Below are 15,456 nucleotides of genomic sequence, written 5' to 3'. Positions count from 1 at the left end.
GTCCGGCCTCAGCCCTCGCGGGTGCGCGCCGCGCGCGGGACCTCCGGCGGCACTGCGTCCAGGAGGCGCCGCGTGTACTCCTCGCGCGGGTTCGCGAAGAGCTCCGCGGAGGATGCCGCCTCCACGGCCTTCCCCTCCTTCAGCACCACGACGGCGTGGCTCATCTCCTGCACGATCGCGAGGTCGTGGGCGATGAAGAGATAGGTGAGGTCCTGCTCGCGCTGGAGGCGCCGAAGGAGCTCGAGCACGTGCGCCTGCACCGAGACGTCGAGCGACGCGGTCGCCTCGTCGAGGATGATCAGCTCCGGCTCGAGCGCGAGCGCCCGCGCGATCGAGATCCGCTGGCGCTGACCGCCGGAGAGCTCGTGCGGGAACCGGGTCGCGAACGCCCCCGGCAACCCGACGAGGTCGAGCAGCTCCGCGACCCGCTTCTCCCGCCCGCGCCCTCCCCCGGGAACGAGACGGTGCACCCGCAGGGGCTCGGCGATCGCATCGCCGACGCTCCGGCGCGGGTCGAGCGAGGCGAAGGGGTCCTGGAACACCATCGCGATGCGGCGCCGGTCACGCCGCGAGGCGCGCAGCACGTCGGAGCCGGCGAGCGTCGCCGTCCCCGCGCGGGGCGTCACGAGCCCGGTGAGCGCACCCGCGATCGTCGACTTGCCCGACCCGGACTCCCCCACGAGCGCGAGCGTCGTGCCGCGGTCGAGCGTGAACGAGACGTCGTCGACGGCGTGGATGCTCCGATGCCCGGTCGGGGTCGAGATGGTGAAGGACACGTCGAGTCCCTGCACCTCCAGCAGAGGAGCGGATGCCGCGGGCGCGGCGGGGCCCGCCCCGACGACGATCCGCGGCCGGGCGCGCAGAAGCTCGCGCGTGTAGTCGTGCTGCGGGTCGGCGTAGAGGTCGCCCGCGGGGCGCTGCTCGAGCGCGGCACCCTCGCGAAGGACGAGCACGTCGTCGGCGACCTGCCCGATGACGCCGAGGTCGTGACTGATCCACACCACCGCGGTGCCGCGCTCGCGCTGCAGGTCGCGGACGAGTTCGAGGATCTGCGCCTGCGTGGTCACATCGAGCGCGGTGGTCGGCTCATCCGCGATCAAAAGCGCCGGGTCGCACGCGAGGGCGATCGCGATCATCGCGCGCTGCCGCTGGCCACCGGAGAACTGGTGCGGATAGGCATCGACGCGCTCGTCGGGGTTCGGCAGACCGACGGCCTCGAGGAGGTCGATCGCGCGGGTTCGCGCCGCCTTCCCTGTCAGACGTCGGTGCACCTCGAGCGACTCGGTGATCTGGCGACCGATCGTGAGGAACGGGTTCAGCGACGTCGAGGGGTCCTGGAAGACGAACCCGATGCGGTCGCCGTGGACGCGGCGGAGGGTCCGCTCCGAGGCTCCGACGAGCTCCGTGTCACCGGCATCCGATCCCGAGGCGGGGAGGAGGATGCTCGACCCCGACACCCGCGCCCCGGGGGCGTCGATGAGCCCCGTGGCGGCGAGCACCGACATGGTCTTCCCCGACCCGGATTCGCCGACGATCCCGAGGGTCTGCCCGTCGGCGACGTCGAAGTCGATGCCGTGGACGATCTCGCGCGGTCCGATCGAGACCCGCAGGTCCCGCACACTCAGCACGTTCGCGCTCATCGCGCCCTCCTCGCCTCGATGAGGCTCCGCTGTCGGGGGTCGAGCACGTCGCGCAGGCCGTCGCCGACGAGGTTGAAGGCCAGGGCCGTGACGAAGATCGCAGCTCCCGGGAAGACGCTCATCCACCACGCCTGCCCGAGGAAGCCCTGCGCGGTGAAGAGCATGCCGCCCCACGACGGGGCGGGCGGCTGGATGCCGAGACCGAGGAACGACAGCGCCGCCTCGGACAGGATCGCGAACGCCAGTGAGAGGGAGGTCTGCACGACGATCGGCCCGGAGATGTTCGGCAGGACGTGGCGGAAGAGGATCCACCACCCGGGCGTCCCCATCGTCTGCGACACCTGCACGAAGGGCGAGGTCCGCACCGACAGGGTGCTGGCCCGGGCGACGCGGGCGAAGATCGGGGTGTAGACGACGCCGATCGCGATCATCGTCGTCAGCTGCCCGGGCTGGAAGATCGCCACGATCGCCAGCGCCAGCAGCAGCACGGGGAAGGCGAACATGACGTCGACGACGCGCATGAGCGCGGCATCCGCCCATCCGCCGCGGTAGCCCGCGACCGCGCCGATGGCGAGGCCCAGGACGAGGGCGAACAGCACCGCGACCACGGCGATCGACAGGGAGGTCGAGCCCGCGACGAGCACGCGCGAGAAGACGTCGCGGCCGAGCTCGTCGGTGCCGAACCAGTGCGCGGCACTCGGGGGCTGGAGGGCGTTCGCGACGTCGATGTCGTTGATGCCGTAGGGGGCGAGGATGCCGGAGAACACCGAGGCGACGATGATGACGAGCAGCACCGCCGAACTCGTGACGGTCACGGGGTTCGCCAGCAGCAGGCGCCAGGCGGGGGTCCGCCCGCTCGCGGCGGCGGGGGTCGGGGAGCTCAGCTGGTCGACGCTCATGAGACGCGGATCCTCGGGTCGGCGATGGCGTAGAGGACGTCGACGATGAGGTTCACGATGATGAACATCAACGCCACCAGCAGCACGGCGCCCTGGATGAGCGGGTAGTCGCGGGCGGCGACGGCCTCGTAGACGAGGCGGCCGAGACCGGGCCAGGCGAAGACGACCTCGACGACGACGACTCCGCCGAGGATCGTCGCGAGCTGGATGCCGGCGATCGTGAGCACCGGGACCAGGGCGCCGCGGACGATGTGGCGGAACGTCACGATGTGGCGCGGCAGGCCCTTCGACACCGCGGTGCGGACGTACCCGGACGAGGCGACGTCGATGACGGCGGCGCGGATGTAGCGGGTCATGATCGCGCCCGCCACGAGTCCGACCGTCAGGCCCGGGAGGAGCACTTGGCGCAGCCACCCCGCCGGGTCCTCGCCGAACGCGACGTACCCGCTCGCGGGGAGCAGGCCGAGGGTGACGGAGAACAGCGAGATGAGCAGCATCCCGAGCCAGAAGTCGGGGATCGAGACGCCGAACTGGCTGGTGAGCCGCACGATCACGTCGCTCAGGCGACCCTCGCGGAGCGCCGAGTAGATGCCGGCGGGCACCGACAGGATGATCGCGATGACGAGGCCGACGAGCGCCAGCGAGATCGTCGCCGGCAACCGGTCGAGGAGCGTGACGGTCACCGGCTGGCCGTTGCGGAAGCTCACCCCGAGGTCGCCGGTGAAGGCGCTTCCGAGATAGCCGAAGAACTGCTCCCACAGCGGACGGTCGAGTCCGGATGCCGCACGCAGAGCTTCGTAGGCCTCGGGGGTGTAGCGGGTCCCGAGCGCGAGGCGCACGGGGTCGCCGGGGACGAGCTGGATGAGGGCGAACACCACGATCATCACCCCCAGCAGCACGATCGCCGACGAGAGCAGACGCACGCCGAGGAACCGCGCGATGCGTGCGGGTCTCATTCTCATGTCGTCTGCTCTCGTCGGGTCTCGTGTGCTGCGGGGGGCTCTTCGGCGATGCTCGGGATGCCGCGGCTCAGCCGGCCAGCGACGCCTCGTCGAAGCGGATCGCGCGGTCGGCGCGCGTGGTGTAGCCGGTCACGTCCGGGGACCAGACCTGGATGACCGAGGGGTTGTAGAGGTAGATGTAGCTGACCTCGTCGGCGATGATCGTCGCGGCCTCGGCGTACAGCTCCTTCCGCGCCTCGGGATCGGTCTCGATGCGTCCGGCGTCCAGCAGCGCGTCGACCTCCGCGTTGGAGTACTTCTGTGCGTTGCTGGCACCGTCGGTGTGGTGCTGGGCGTAGTAGAAGTCGTCCGGGTCGATGTTGCCGAGCCAGCCCATCATGAGCATGTCGAAGTTGCCGGTGTTCTGCTCGTCGAGCCAGGTCGAGAAGTCGGGCTGGCGGATTTCGACGTCGATCCCGAGGGGCTCGAGGTTCGAGGCGATGATCTGTGCGGCGGTGACGGTCTCGGGGTAGTCCGAGGTCGCGAGCAGGTCGAGCGTGCCGCCGGTGAAGCCGGCCTCGTCGAGCAGGGCCTGGGCGGTGTCGAGATCGGTGGAGTATTCGTCGTACTCGGTGTACCAGACGCTCTGCTCCGGGATCGCCAGCTGGTTCAGCGCCGCGGTGCCGTAGCTGACGGCCTGCACGATCGCGTCGCGGTCGATGGCGTAGGCGAGGGCCTGGCGCACGCGGACATCGCTCCACGGCTCGCGCGCCTCGTTGAGGGCGAGGTACCAGTAGTCACTCGAGGGCGTGAGGCCGAGCTGGACGGTGTCGTCCGACTCGAGCTCGCTCACCTGCTGGGGCGGGACGACGTCGGTCCAGTGGATGTCGCCGGCGCGGAGGGCGGCGAGGGCGGTGGCGGGCTCGGAGATGAAGCGGAACTCCACTCCACCGAGCTCGGGGGCGCCGCCCCAGTAGTCGGAATTGGCGGCGAGGGTGATGCGGTCACCCGAGGAGTATCCGGTGACCGAGAAGGGACCCGTGCCGATCGGGGCGGTGGTGATGTCGCCCGACTCGACGTTCTCCTGCTGCACGATCGCCATGCCCTTGAAGCCGCCGAGGTTGCTGAGCAGGTTCGGGGTGGGCTGGGCGACGGTGATGACGACGGTGTCGTCGTCGGGCGCGGTGATGTCGGTGATCGCGGCGAACTTCCACGCGTTGGCGAGCTGCTCGTCGATGATGCGGCGGTACGAGTAGACGACGTCCTCGCTGGTGAACTCGGATCCGTCGTGGAAGGTGACGCCGTCGCGGAGGTCGAAGGTCCAGGTGAGCTGGTCGTCGCTGACCTCCCAGCTCTCGGCGAGCGCGGGCTGCATCTCGAGGTTCTCGTCGGGGGCGACGAGGGTGTCGAAGACGTTCTCCAGCACCTCGAAGGCGAAGTACGAGCTGGTGCGCTGCGGGTCGAGCTGGTCGGGCTCGCCGCCGATGGCGGCGATGAGGACGTCGCCGTCGACGCTGTCGGCGCCGTCGATGTCGACGCTCTCACCGGCGGAGCAGCCGGCGAGCGTGAGCGCGGCGACGAGGGACGCCGCGCCGAGTGCGGTGCGCTTGTTCATGGTGTGCCTATCGGGTTGTCGGACAGAACATCATCTCGGGGGGCATCATTTTGATGATGATTCGATCAGTATGTGCCACCATGGGGGGACGGGACAAGCCTCCGGCGATCTCGAAACAGAATCTTCACAATCGGCTCCGCCCCCGCGAGAGGAAGAGATGACCTTCACCGTCCTGGCCCGGCATCCGCAGTCCGGCCTCCTCGGCGCAGCCACCGCGAGCCGTTCGCTCGCCGTCGGCAACGCCGTCCCGGCGGTGCGAGCCGGGGTCGGAGCGGTGGCGAGTCAAGCCTGGACGAACCGCGCGTTGCGAGGACTCCTGCTGGACGCGACGGATGCCGGAGCCGACGCGCAGGCCGCGATCGACCGCATCGCCGAGTGGGATACCGGCGCACCCCTCCGCCAGGCGCTTCTCCTCCCCGCCCGCGGCGCCGGGGCCGCACACACGGGCACGGAGACCACGCCGTGGACCGGGCACCTCGTGCTCGAGGACGCGATCGTCGCCGGCAACCTCCTCGCCGGCCCCGGCGTCCTCGAAGCGATGCGGGACGCTCTCGCGCCGCTGTCGACGCTCGATGCCCACGCACCGGATGCCGCGGCGCGCTTCGCGGGCGTGCTGGTCGGCGTCCTTGCCGCGGGCGAAGTGGCGGGCGGAGACGTCCGTGGTCGGCAGAGCGCCGCCGTGCTTGTGGCGGGTGCGACGGAGGCCGACGGCACGGTCGACCTGCGCGTGGACGATCACGCCGATCCGCTGGACGACCTCGCCCGGCTCGTCGACCTGCGGGCCGCGGATCTCCGAGGCACGGTCACCGCCCGGTAGGCGCGACCGCTCACCGCTCGAACGGCGTGACCGCGCCGAGCACCACGGTCTCGGCGTCGTGGCCGTTGGCCCACCAGTGCGCCTCCGAGCAGCCGTAGGTGACGGTGTCGCCCGCCTCCAGGCGGACGCGACGCTCACCCTGCGCGACGATCAGCACGCCGAATTCGACCGTCACCGTCTCGGTGCCGATGTGACGGAACGGGCGGCTCTCGTTGCTGAATCCCGGGGGCAGGGTCGAGCGGATGAGCTGCAGCATCGACTCGCCGCGCGGGGTCAGGAGCTCGCGCACCGACTGCTGATCCGCGGGGATGTCGGCGATCGGCGGCATCCGATGCCCTTGACCGGCGGGGACGACGGCGAGCTCCCCCGCCGGTTCGTCGAGAAGCTGCCCGGCGGGGACCCCGAGGGCGCCCGCGAGACGGTGGATCGACTGCAGCGACGGATTGCCCATCCCGCGCTCGAGCTGGCTGACGAGGCCGAAGCTGACTCCGGCCTTCTCGGACAGCGCCTGCACGCTCAGCCCCAGGCGGCGTCGGGCGTCGCGCACCGCGGCGCCGAGCGTCTGGACCGCTCGCGTCTCTTCGGTCTCGGTCTTCCGGCTCATCCGCTTCACCCTACCCGGGGCCCCTCCACGCAGAGTGGGCCACGTCCGAATCGACGTGACCCCCTCTGAACGGATGCCGCCGCTCCGCGCAGCCGGATCCCGTTCCGCGATTCGACGTCGAACCGTCCAGCAAGCTGGCCTCTTGCGTCGCGCGGACCGAAGTCCCGCGCGGGCGTGGGATACGGCATGGCCGCACCCCTCAGCCCGGGCCGCGTCTGCATTCCGCTTGTCGGTAACGGTTGGATAACAGGCTTTGCGTCAACGCGTTTGACGTCCTTACGTTCGCATCAAACGTTTGACGCATGGACCGGAAGCCGCGGTCAAACGATTGATGCCGAAGGAGTCAGAGTGATCACGTTGAAGGATCTCGCAGCCGCAGTAGGGGTGTCACCCTCTGCCGTGTCGCTGGTCCTCAACGATCGGGCTGCGGGTCGCGTGAACGAGAAAACCGCCGAGCGGATCAGACACGCAGCCGAGGACATGGGGTACATCCCTAACCAGCTCGCACGAGGCCTGAAGACGAAACGAACCCACACTATCGGCGTGCTCACCGATCAGGTGGCCAGCGTACCGTTCGCGGGACGCATGCTTGAGGGTGTTCAGAGCGTGGCCTGGGAATCCGGGTATCTCGCGATGATCATCGACACCACCAACCGCTCCGAGCTTCTTGAGCAGTCCTCCCGGGCCTTACTCCAGCGCGACATCGACGCGCTCATCATCGCCGCGGAGTACCACCGCGCTGTCGATGTTCCAGCCGTCCCCCCCGCGATGCCGGTGACGGTTCTCGACGGATTCCCCGCGGGCGATGTCGTGGCAGACGGCGTCGTCCCCGACGAGCAAGCCGGCGCGTACGACGCGACGTGTCACCTCGCACAGGCGGGTCATCGCCGTATCGCCTTCTGCAACATCGGCGGCGATGTGTTCGTGGCGTCCGAACTACGCCACGCAGGCTATATGGCAGCGCTTCGTGACCACGGCGTGGAACCCGACCCTCAGCTCCACCTGTCCCTCGCCAGCGTCGCGACCTCGGCCGCATATAGACCAGTGCGAGCACTACTGGAAAGGCCGGACCGTCCCACCGCGGTGTTCTGCTTCTCTGATCAGATCGCCTTCGCCGTCTACCAGGCCGCCAACGACCTCGGACTGCGTATCCCCGAGGACCTGTCCGTCGTGGGGTTCGACGATCAACGCTTCATCGCGGACGCGCTCAGACCTGGCCTCACTACAGTGCGGCTCCCGCATCACGACCTGGGCGCATGGGCGGCCAAGAGAGTCATCGACCGCATCCACGGCGACGAGACCGGCGCCCCGCAGGTCCAGAAGATCCCGTGCCCGCTAGTGGCCCGCGCATCGGTCGCACCCCCGAGCACCTAACCCAGACGCTACTTGCGAATCGTCCGGTCTCACAGCATCAGAGACCGGTACCCGGCGCGCCCCTGCGCCACCCATCCATCGAGGAGAAGAAAGATGAGATCGACTAAGCGCAACCTGATGCGCACGGCCGTCGGCGCCGCCGCCGTGGCCACCGTGGCAATCTCCCTGGCCGGCTGCGCCGGCGCGGGCGGCGACGCAGGAGGAGACGACACCTTCACCATCCTGCAGTACGAGAACCCCGACTCCGCGCAAGGGCAGGGCTGGCAGCTGGCCCTGGAGATCTTCAAGGAGAAGCACCCGGACGTCAAAGTCGACTTCCAGACCACCAGCTTCGACGCGATGCGCCAGAACGCCAAGATCACCCTGACCGGCAACGATGTGCCGGACGTGATCGAGTTCAATAAGGGCAACGCTGACGGCGGCCAGCTCGCCGCCCAGGGTCTGCTCGCCCCCCTCACGGACGCGGTCGCAGAATATGGCTGGGACGAAAAGATCACCGGCGGGATGCAGGCGTTCGCACAGTACGACGAGCAGGGCCTCGCGGGCTCCGGTGATTGGTACGGGATCCCGAACATCGGCGAGTACGTGATGTTCTACTACAACAAGGATCTCTTCGCGCAGGCGGGCATCACCGAAGAGCCGACAGATCTGGCCGAGTTTGAAGCGGCGATGGACAAGCTTCTCGCCGCGGGAATCACCCCGATCTCGTCCTCTGCGGCGACAAGCCAGGGGTTCAACCAGATGTGGGTGTGGTACTCCCTCGTCTCTGCCGGTGCCGACCGGGAATCGATCGACGACTTCATGTTCCTGCGCGAACCAGTGGACTTCTCCGCAAGCCCATGGGGAGACGGCGCTGAGAAGTTCCAGGAATGGATCGACAAGGGCTACGTCGGAACCGAGCTGGGCGGCCTGAACTTCGAGCAAGCGACGGTGAACTTCCTCAGCGGCGAAAAGGCGATGCTGATCTGGAACCAAGGTGAATTCGCTCGTATCCGCGAGCAGGCACCCTTCGAGTGGGGCTACTTCACCCTTCCCGGTGCCAACATGCAGATGGGCTCCAGTGGCCACCTGTGGGGCGTGCCCGCCAATGCGACCAACAAGGAACTCGCATACGACTGGATCGACATCACGCTGAGCGAAGAGGTTCAGAACAAGATCGGCCAGCTCGGCGGCCTTCCTCTGGCCGGTGACGCGTCCACGATCGAAGACGACCTCACCCGGGAGTACACCGAACGGTTCAACGAGCTCGTGGAGGCTGACACGTTGAGCTTCTACCCCGACTATCCCGTTCCCGGGTTCCTGGACTTCATCCAGTCCGGCATGCAGGCCATGTCGAACGGCAACATGACCGCCGAAGAGTGGACCTCGAACCTCCAAGAGTTCTACGACGAAGGTCGCGAAATCGCCCTCGCCGGCTAACCCAGTGGGGGCCCCACGTGCGGGGCCCCCACCTCCCGGAGAAAACCATCATGGCTACACCTCTAAAAACCACCCGTCGCCCACACGAGCGACGCGGCACCTACTGGCTCTACTTGATCCCGCTTGCCGCAGGATTCGCCATCGTGGTCGCCGCGCCGTTCGCGATGAACGTCTACACCAGCCTGTTTCACTGGAAAGGCGGGCAAGCCCCCATGCGGTGGGCCGGGCTGGAGAACTACACGAACCTGTTCACTGACGAGACGTTCTGGCGATCCTTCCAGAACAGCATCGCGATGATCGTCGCGATCACCGTCATTCCCACCGTGATCGGCATCCTCCTGGCTGCGCTCCTGTTCGACTACCTCGGGCGACGCTACGGCGATAAAGCGATCGCGACCCTTCGAGCGACCTATTACCTACCGCAAATCCTGCCGATCGCTGTCGCCGGGTTCATCTGGTCTACCATCCTCAACACCCAGCAGGGCTCGCTCACCCTGATGCTCAAGAGCATCGGCATCCAGTCTCCGCCCGATTGGCTCGGCGATCCGAACATCGCCATCTACTCCGTCATGCTCATGCTGGTCTGGCTCCAAATCGGGTATCCGGTCGTGATCTTCATGTCCGCTCTGCAAAGAGTTGACCCAGAGCTCTACGAAGCCGCTGAGCTGGATGGCGCGGGGTGGTGGCGACGGTTCCAGGCGATCACCATCCCCCAGATCCGACCCGAAATCTTCGTCGTCGTCCTCACCGCCACCATCGCCGCGCTGAAGGTGTTCGCTCCGATCCTCATCCTCACCGGGGGTGGGCCGGAGAACTCCACCGTGGTGCCGTCCTACTACGCCTACCGCAACTTCTTCGAGCTATCCCGCGTGGGCTACGGATCGACCATCGCAACCGTGATGTCGGTGGTCATCTTCATCGTCGCGGCCGCGATGCTCATCTGGCAAAACCGAGAAACCCGGAAGGAGCACCGCTGATGTCTGCAACGCTCTCCCCCACGCTTCCTCTGAACAAGACGAGACGCACTCCCACCAACTGGGTCATGCTCGGGCTCGCGATCCTGGTCGCCGTCGTGATGGCTGCGCCGTTCCTGCTGCTCGTGCTCAACGCATTCAAGACCGGCGCGGACTACTCAACCAACGGCCCGCTCGCCTGGCCCACTACCTTCACACTCGACGCCTTCATCAGCTACCTCAACCGAGTCGACTTTCCTCGTGCACTGTGGAACTCCATCCTCAGCTCCACCATCATCGCGTTCGCCGGGACCGCCCTCGCCCTACTCGCCTCGTACGCGATCGGAATCGGACGAATCCGGGCAAACACCCTCATCACCGCACTGCTGCTAATCGCCACCATGGTGCCGCACGAAGCGCTGATCTACCCGCTGTTCTACGGCGCTCAGGCAACCGGCCTGCTGAATTCGATCTGGTCCATCATCATCGTCTTCATCATTCTCTGGGCCGCGTACGGCACCTACATCCTCTCCAGTGTGATGTCCACCTTCCCGAGAGAGGTGCTGGAAGCCGCCGCCATCGACGGGGCGGGTCGATGGCGAATCCTCTGGCAGGTCGTCTTTCCCATCGTCCGCCCTACCCTCTCCGTCCTCGTCGTGTTCATCTTCATCTGGTCGTGGAACGAGTTCTACATCCCGCTCATCCTTCTCGGCGACCCGGCCTCTCAGACCGTACCGATCGCCCTTTCCACACTGCGCGGACAGCACTCGATCGACATCACCGTCATCAACGCCGGGTCGCTCCTCTCCCTCATCCCCACGCTGGTGTTCTTCCTCCTCTTCCAGCGCACCATCAGCCGCGGCGTCACCGCCGGCGCCGTGAAATAAGCCAACCCACCGAAACGAAAGTCACAAAATGCCCACCCAGTGGAACACCCTCCGCAACGACGGAAGCCTTCGCAGCCGCGCCATCAACGCCGAGAACCCCGCCGGTACATCCGGATCCGCCGGCACCGCCAGCTCCCCCCTCGGCCCCGGCAGAAAGGGAAGCGCGTGGTACCCACTCCCTGCCGGGGAAGCACTCACCCTTGCGAACATCACCGGACCCGGCGTCATCCGTCATATCTGGATCACCGTCACCGACAAGACCGCCGCCGGCCCTTTCGTCCTCCGCGACCTCGTACTCCGCGCCTACTGGGACAACTCGCAACACCCATCCATCGAGGTCCCCCTCGGCGACTTCTTCTGCAACGGCTTCGGCGAACGGGCCCTCGTCACCTCGGAACCAATCGTGGTGGCACCCACCGGCGGTATGAATTCCTACTTCCCCATGCCGTTCCGCACCGGCGCCCGCATCGAACTCGCCAGCGAGCACGGTGGCGACCTCGGCCACGTGTTCTTCCAAATCGACTACACCACCGGTGACGACTTTGACCGGTGGCCCGGATACTTCCACGCCCAGTGGCGGCGCAGCAACGGCACTACAGCACTGGGCGAAGACCATCTCATCCTCGACGGCGTGGAGGGCTCCGGGACGTATATCGGGACCTACGTTGCCCTCGCCTCCCTGCACCGCTACTGGTGGGGAGAAGGCGAAGTGAAGTTCTACATCGACGACGACACCGACCTGCCTAGCCTCTGCAGCACCGGCCTCGAGGACTACGCGGGCGGTGCATGGGCATTCCAAGATGCGCTCCGCGCCGACCCCGAACCCAATATCCTCACCTTCAGCGCCCCCTACTTCGGATACCCGTTCGCGAGCTCTACGGACACCACGAAAGCCTCAGAGTTTTCGACCGCCATGATGCCCATGCACGGTCTCTACCGGTGGCACCTACCCGACCCCATCTACTTCCAGGAACGACTCCGAGTTGCCGTCCAGCAGATCGGGGCCTGGGAGCACGGCCTCTTCGAGCGATCCGACGACGTCTCCACCACGGCCTACTGGTATCAGACCGAGATCAACAAGGCGTTTCCATCACTCCCCTCAGCAGCGGACCGCACGCCGCGCTGATAGGCGTCTGGAACAGCTCTCACACCGGAGTGTTGCGCGGCGGGCTTGGGATGACGTCGTTTCCTCCAGGTCACCGTGGGTGCACGAGCGCCCACCGACAGCTGCCCTCCATGCCGGGGGCACCCCGCACCGCCCCACCGGGAACCTAGAAGACGTACTCCATGAGGTCCGTCCCGAGGATGCGGAATGCCTCGTGGGCGCGGAGACGGTGGGCGATGGAGAGGTCGTCGAAGCACACGATGAGCGCGTAGGCGACGCCCGCGCGCGGGCCACCGAGCACGCCCGCCTCAGCACGGATGCCGACATCCCGACCGGTCTTGTTCACGAAGAGCAGCCCGTGCGCATCGTCATCGTGCGCGAACGGATCGAGGCCGGTGGCGGACCCCACGAGGGAGAGGTCCTGGTTGAGACTCAGCCACTCCGCGACCTGGACGCTCACCGCCGGAGAGACCGCGGAGGAGTTCACCAGCGCCGCGAACAGCTCGGCGAGCTCGCGCGCCGACGCGAGCGCGACGTGCGGCGCGTCGTCGGGTCCGCGGTCGTCGCGGAAGCGGTCCATGAGCGCGGTGCGGCGAAGGCCGAGCGCCTCGATCCGCTCCCGCACAGCCGGGAGTCCGACCCGCTCGAGCAGGATGTTCGCGGCGAGGGCGTCGCCCGCCGCGGCGGCGAGGACGGCGAGATCGGTCAGCGGCAGGGCAGGAGCCTTGAGGTGGCGCCAGATCCCCCCGCCGGGGGCGTCGGTGTCGGCACCGCGATCGGCGATCTCGAGCGGGTCGAGCGCGCCGGTGGCGAAACCGGCCGCCACGTCGATGAGCAGGGGAACCACCCCGAGGCCCGCGACCGGCAGCGTCAGGTGGTCGTCGCCCTCCAGCACCACGTCGCCGCGGTCGAGGTCGGCCACGTGCACCGCGACCTTCGCCCCCGACGCGGCGACCGACTCCAGGGCCTTCATCGACGGCGCGAACGACCGCCGCCCGACCGCCGCCCGGCGCGGGAGCCGGCGCTCGGTGCGCTTGCGGGCGCTCCGCAGCGGCGCGGCATCCTTTCGGGGTTCGGTGGCCACGCTCGCGCGTCCTTCCTGGTTTTTCGGGTCAGGCGGTTCGGGTTCCGCCCGGGATCACCAGATCGTCACGCGCTGGTCGGCCGGTAGCCACAGCGCGTCGTTCTCAGTGACGTCGAAGGCAGCGTAGAACGCATCGATGTTCCGCACGATCTGGTTGCAGCGGAACTCGTTCGGCGAGTGCGGATCAATCGTCAGGAGGCGGATGGTCTCGGCATCCCGGCCCTTCTGCTGCCAGATCTGCGCCCAGCTCAGCAGGAGCCGCTGGATGCCGGTGAACCCGTCAATCTCGCCGCCGTCCGCCGGCTCGCCCGCCTTCTCGAGGTGCAGCGCGTACGCCTTCAGCGCGATGCCGAGCCCGCCCAGGTCGCCGATGTTCTCGCCGATCGTGAGCGACCCGTTGACCGTGTGCTCTTCACCGAGCCCGACCGGCGAGAGTGCGTCGTACTGGGCGATGAGGTTCGCGGTGCGCTCTTCGAACGCCGCGCGGTCCTCGGCGGTCCACCAGTCGTTGAGCGCGCCGGTGCCGTCGTAGCGGCTCCCCTGGTCGTCGAACCCGTGGCCGATCTCGTGACCGATGACCGCGCCGATGCCGCCGTAGTTCGCCGCGGCATCCCGGTCCGCCTCGAAGAACGGGTACTGCAGGATGGCCGCCGGGAAGACGATCTCGTTGTACAGCGGGTGGTAGTACGCGTTGACCGTCTGCGGGGTCATGAGCCACTCGTCGCGGTCGATCGGCTGGCCGATCTTCGCCAGCTGACGGTCGTGCTCGAGCACGTGGGCGCGCAGGGCGTTGCCGACGAGGTCGCCGGCGTCCACGGTCAATCCGGAGTAGTCGCGCCACTTCTTCGGGTAGCCGATCTTCGGCGTGAACGCGTCGAGCTTCTCCAAAGCGCGCTCCCGGGTGGCCGGGCTCATCCACTCGAGGTCGGTGATGCTCCGGCGGTAGGCCTCGATGAGGTTCGCGACGAGTTCGTCCATCGCGTCCTTCGCCGCCGGCGGGAAGTGCCGGTCGACGTAGACCTTGCCGACGGCCTCGCCCATCGCCGCCTCGACGAAGCTCACGCCCCGCTTCCAGCGCTCGCGCAGCTGCGGGACGCCCGAGAGCTGGGTGCCCGAGAAGGCGAAGTTCTCGGCGACGAAGTCCTCCGACAGCAGCGACGCCCACGAGCGGATGACGCGGAAGCGCAGCCAGTCCTGCAGCACCGGCAGACGCTCGGGGACGAGGATGCCGGCGAGGGACTCGACGAAGCTCGGCTGCGACACGACGACCTCGGCGAAGGCCTCGGCGCGGCCGGGGGCCAGCGCGTCGCGCCAGGGAGCGAGGTCGACACCGGCGCGGGCGACGAGGTCGTCCCAGCCGAGGAGGTTGTACGTGGCGACCGCGTCACGGCTGCGCACGTTGTCCCAGTGGTGGGTGGCGACCTCGGTCTCGAAGGCGAGGATGCGCGCGGCGGCGGCCTCGGCATCCGGCACTCCGGCGAGGGTCAGCATCCGCTCGACGTGTCCCTCGAACACCCGGCGGAGTTCCGTGAAGTTCTCGAGGCGGTAGTAGCTCTCGTCGGGGAGCGACAGCCCCGACTGCGCGACGAAGGGGACGTAGCGCTGCGGGTCGCCCGGGTCGGCTTCGATGTAGAGGCCGAGGAGTCCGCCGACACCCTCGCGCTCGAACTGGCCGAGGAGCACGAGGAGCTCCTCGATCGAGGAGACCGCGTCGATGCGGGCGAGGAGCGGATGCAGCGGCTCGGCGCCGAGCCGCTCGATGCGCTCGGTGTCCATGAAGCTGGTGAAGAGGTCGCCGATCTTCCGCGGCTCGGTGCCGGGATCGGCGCTGACGGACTCCTCGATGATCGCGTGGACGTCCTTCTCCGCCTGCTCGGCGATGAGGTGGAACGACCCCCAGCGCGCCTTGTCGTCGGGGATCTCCGTCCGCTCGAGCCACGAGCCGTTGACGTAGCGGTACAGGTCGTCCTGGGGGCGGATCTCGGCGCTGAGTTCATCCAGCGCGAGGCCGGAGCGGAGGGCATCGGTCATGCGTCCCAGGATAAGCACCGCATCCGATGTCTTCGCTGGGTGCTCCGGGAGTTCGACGGACCGTCACCGGCCGGACTCCCGTGTCGG

13 protein-coding genes are annotated in these 15,456 nt (G+C 67.9%); 6 read left to right on the top strand and 7 right to left on the bottom strand.

Annotated features, from left to right (window positions below; all coding sequences use genetic code 11):
- Positions 1-8: 8 nt before the first annotated feature.
- The 4 genes from KZC50_RS05310 to KZC50_RS05295 all read right to left on the bottom strand — a co-directional run bounded on the left by KZC50_RS05310 (position 9) and on the right by KZC50_RS05295 (position 5,095).
- Positions 9-1,640: a dipeptide ABC transporter ATP-binding protein gene (locus tag KZC50_RS05310; protein WP_310890880.1), complete on the bottom strand. Its 1,632-nt coding sequence runs from the start codon at positions 1,638-1,640 to the stop codon at positions 9-11.
- Entirely contained in the window at positions 1,637-2,539 is a 903-nt protein-coding gene (locus KZC50_RS05305; protein ID WP_310890879.1) for an ABC transporter permease, read from the bottom strand. The genes KZC50_RS05310 and KZC50_RS05305 overlap by 4 nt, the downstream gene beginning before the upstream one ends.
- A complete protein-coding gene (locus tag KZC50_RS05300) occupies positions 2,536-3,501 on the bottom strand; it encodes an ABC transporter permease (RefSeq protein WP_310890878.1) in 966 nt (321 codons plus the stop codon). Before KZC50_RS05300 ends, KZC50_RS05305 begins: the two co-directional genes overlap by 4 nt.
- Before the next feature lie 67 nt (positions 3,502-3,568).
- Positions 3,569-5,095, bottom strand: coding sequence for an ABC transporter substrate-binding protein (locus tag KZC50_RS05295; protein ID WP_310890877.1), 1,527 nt, complete (start codon positions 5,093-5,095; stop codon positions 3,569-3,571).
- 157 nt (positions 5,096-5,252) lie between these two features.
- Between KZC50_RS05295 and KZC50_RS05290 the strand changes: the two genes are divergently transcribed.
- Positions 5,253-5,912 carry a DUF1028 domain-containing protein gene (locus KZC50_RS05290; RefSeq protein ID WP_310890876.1) on the top strand — a complete coding sequence of 220 codons (660 nt, stop codon included), beginning with the start codon at positions 5,253-5,255 and terminating at the stop codon, positions 5,910-5,912.
- Between the two features lie 10 nt (positions 5,913-5,922).
- Here the strand turns inward: KZC50_RS05290 and KZC50_RS05285 are convergent, their stop codons facing one another.
- The gene (locus KZC50_RS05285) at positions 5,923-6,516 is read right to left on the bottom strand and encodes a helix-turn-helix domain-containing protein (RefSeq protein ID WP_310890875.1); all 594 of its coding nucleotides are present in this window, start codon (positions 6,514-6,516) and stop codon (positions 5,923-5,925) included.
- 348 nt (positions 6,517-6,864) lie between these two features.
- Here KZC50_RS05285 and KZC50_RS05280 point away from each other — a divergent pair, with 348 nt between their 5' ends.
- The 5 genes from KZC50_RS05280 (at position 6,865) to KZC50_RS05260 (ending at position 12,275) form a co-directional block, all read left to right on the top strand.
- Complete coding sequence (locus tag KZC50_RS05280; RefSeq protein ID WP_310890874.1) at positions 6,865-7,890, top strand: LacI family DNA-binding transcriptional regulator; 1,026 nt, start codon at positions 6,865-6,867, stop codon at positions 7,888-7,890.
- Positions 7,891-8,007: 117 nt separating this feature from the next.
- The gene (locus KZC50_RS05275; protein ID WP_310890873.1) at positions 8,008-9,309 is read left to right on the top strand and encodes an ABC transporter substrate-binding protein; all 1,302 of its coding nucleotides are present in this window, start codon (positions 8,008-8,010) and stop codon (positions 9,307-9,309) included.
- A 17-nt stretch (positions 9,310-9,326) separates the two neighbouring features.
- The gene (locus tag KZC50_RS05270) at positions 9,327-10,286 is read left to right on the top strand and encodes a carbohydrate ABC transporter permease (RefSeq protein WP_310890872.1); all 960 of its coding nucleotides are present in this window, start codon (positions 9,327-9,329) and stop codon (positions 10,284-10,286) included.
- A complete protein-coding gene (locus KZC50_RS05265; RefSeq protein ID WP_236967108.1) occupies positions 10,286-11,149 on the top strand; it encodes a carbohydrate ABC transporter permease in 864 nt (287 codons plus the stop codon). Before KZC50_RS05270 ends, KZC50_RS05265 begins: the two co-directional genes overlap by 1 nt.
- A gap of 28 nt (positions 11,150-11,177) precedes the next feature.
- The gene (locus KZC50_RS05260) at positions 11,178-12,275 is read left to right on the top strand and encodes a glycoside hydrolase family 172 protein (RefSeq protein WP_310890871.1); all 1,098 of its coding nucleotides are present in this window, start codon (positions 11,178-11,180) and stop codon (positions 12,273-12,275) included.
- A gap of 145 nt (positions 12,276-12,420) precedes the next feature.
- Here the strand turns inward: KZC50_RS05260 and KZC50_RS05255 are convergent, their stop codons facing one another.
- Positions 12,421-13,338 (bottom strand): serine hydrolase, encoded by a 918-nt coding sequence (locus tag KZC50_RS05255; RefSeq protein ID WP_310890870.1) that lies wholly within the window; start codon positions 13,336-13,338, stop codon positions 12,421-12,423.
- A gap of 54 nt (positions 13,339-13,392) precedes the next feature.
- Positions 13,393-15,369: a M13 family metallopeptidase gene (locus tag KZC50_RS05250; protein WP_310890869.1), complete on the bottom strand. Its 1,977-nt coding sequence runs from the start codon at positions 15,367-15,369 to the stop codon at positions 13,393-13,395.
- Positions 15,370-15,456: the final 87 nt, after the last annotated feature.

This window comes from Microbacterium aurantiacum, assembly GCF_031625015.1.
In the GTDB taxonomy this organism is placed as follows: domain Bacteria; phylum Actinomycetota; class Actinomycetes; order Actinomycetales; family Microbacteriaceae; genus Microbacterium; species Microbacterium aurantiacum.
Note: the sequence above shows the minus strand (reverse complement) of the source record. Positions and strands in the feature narration are given on the sequence as shown.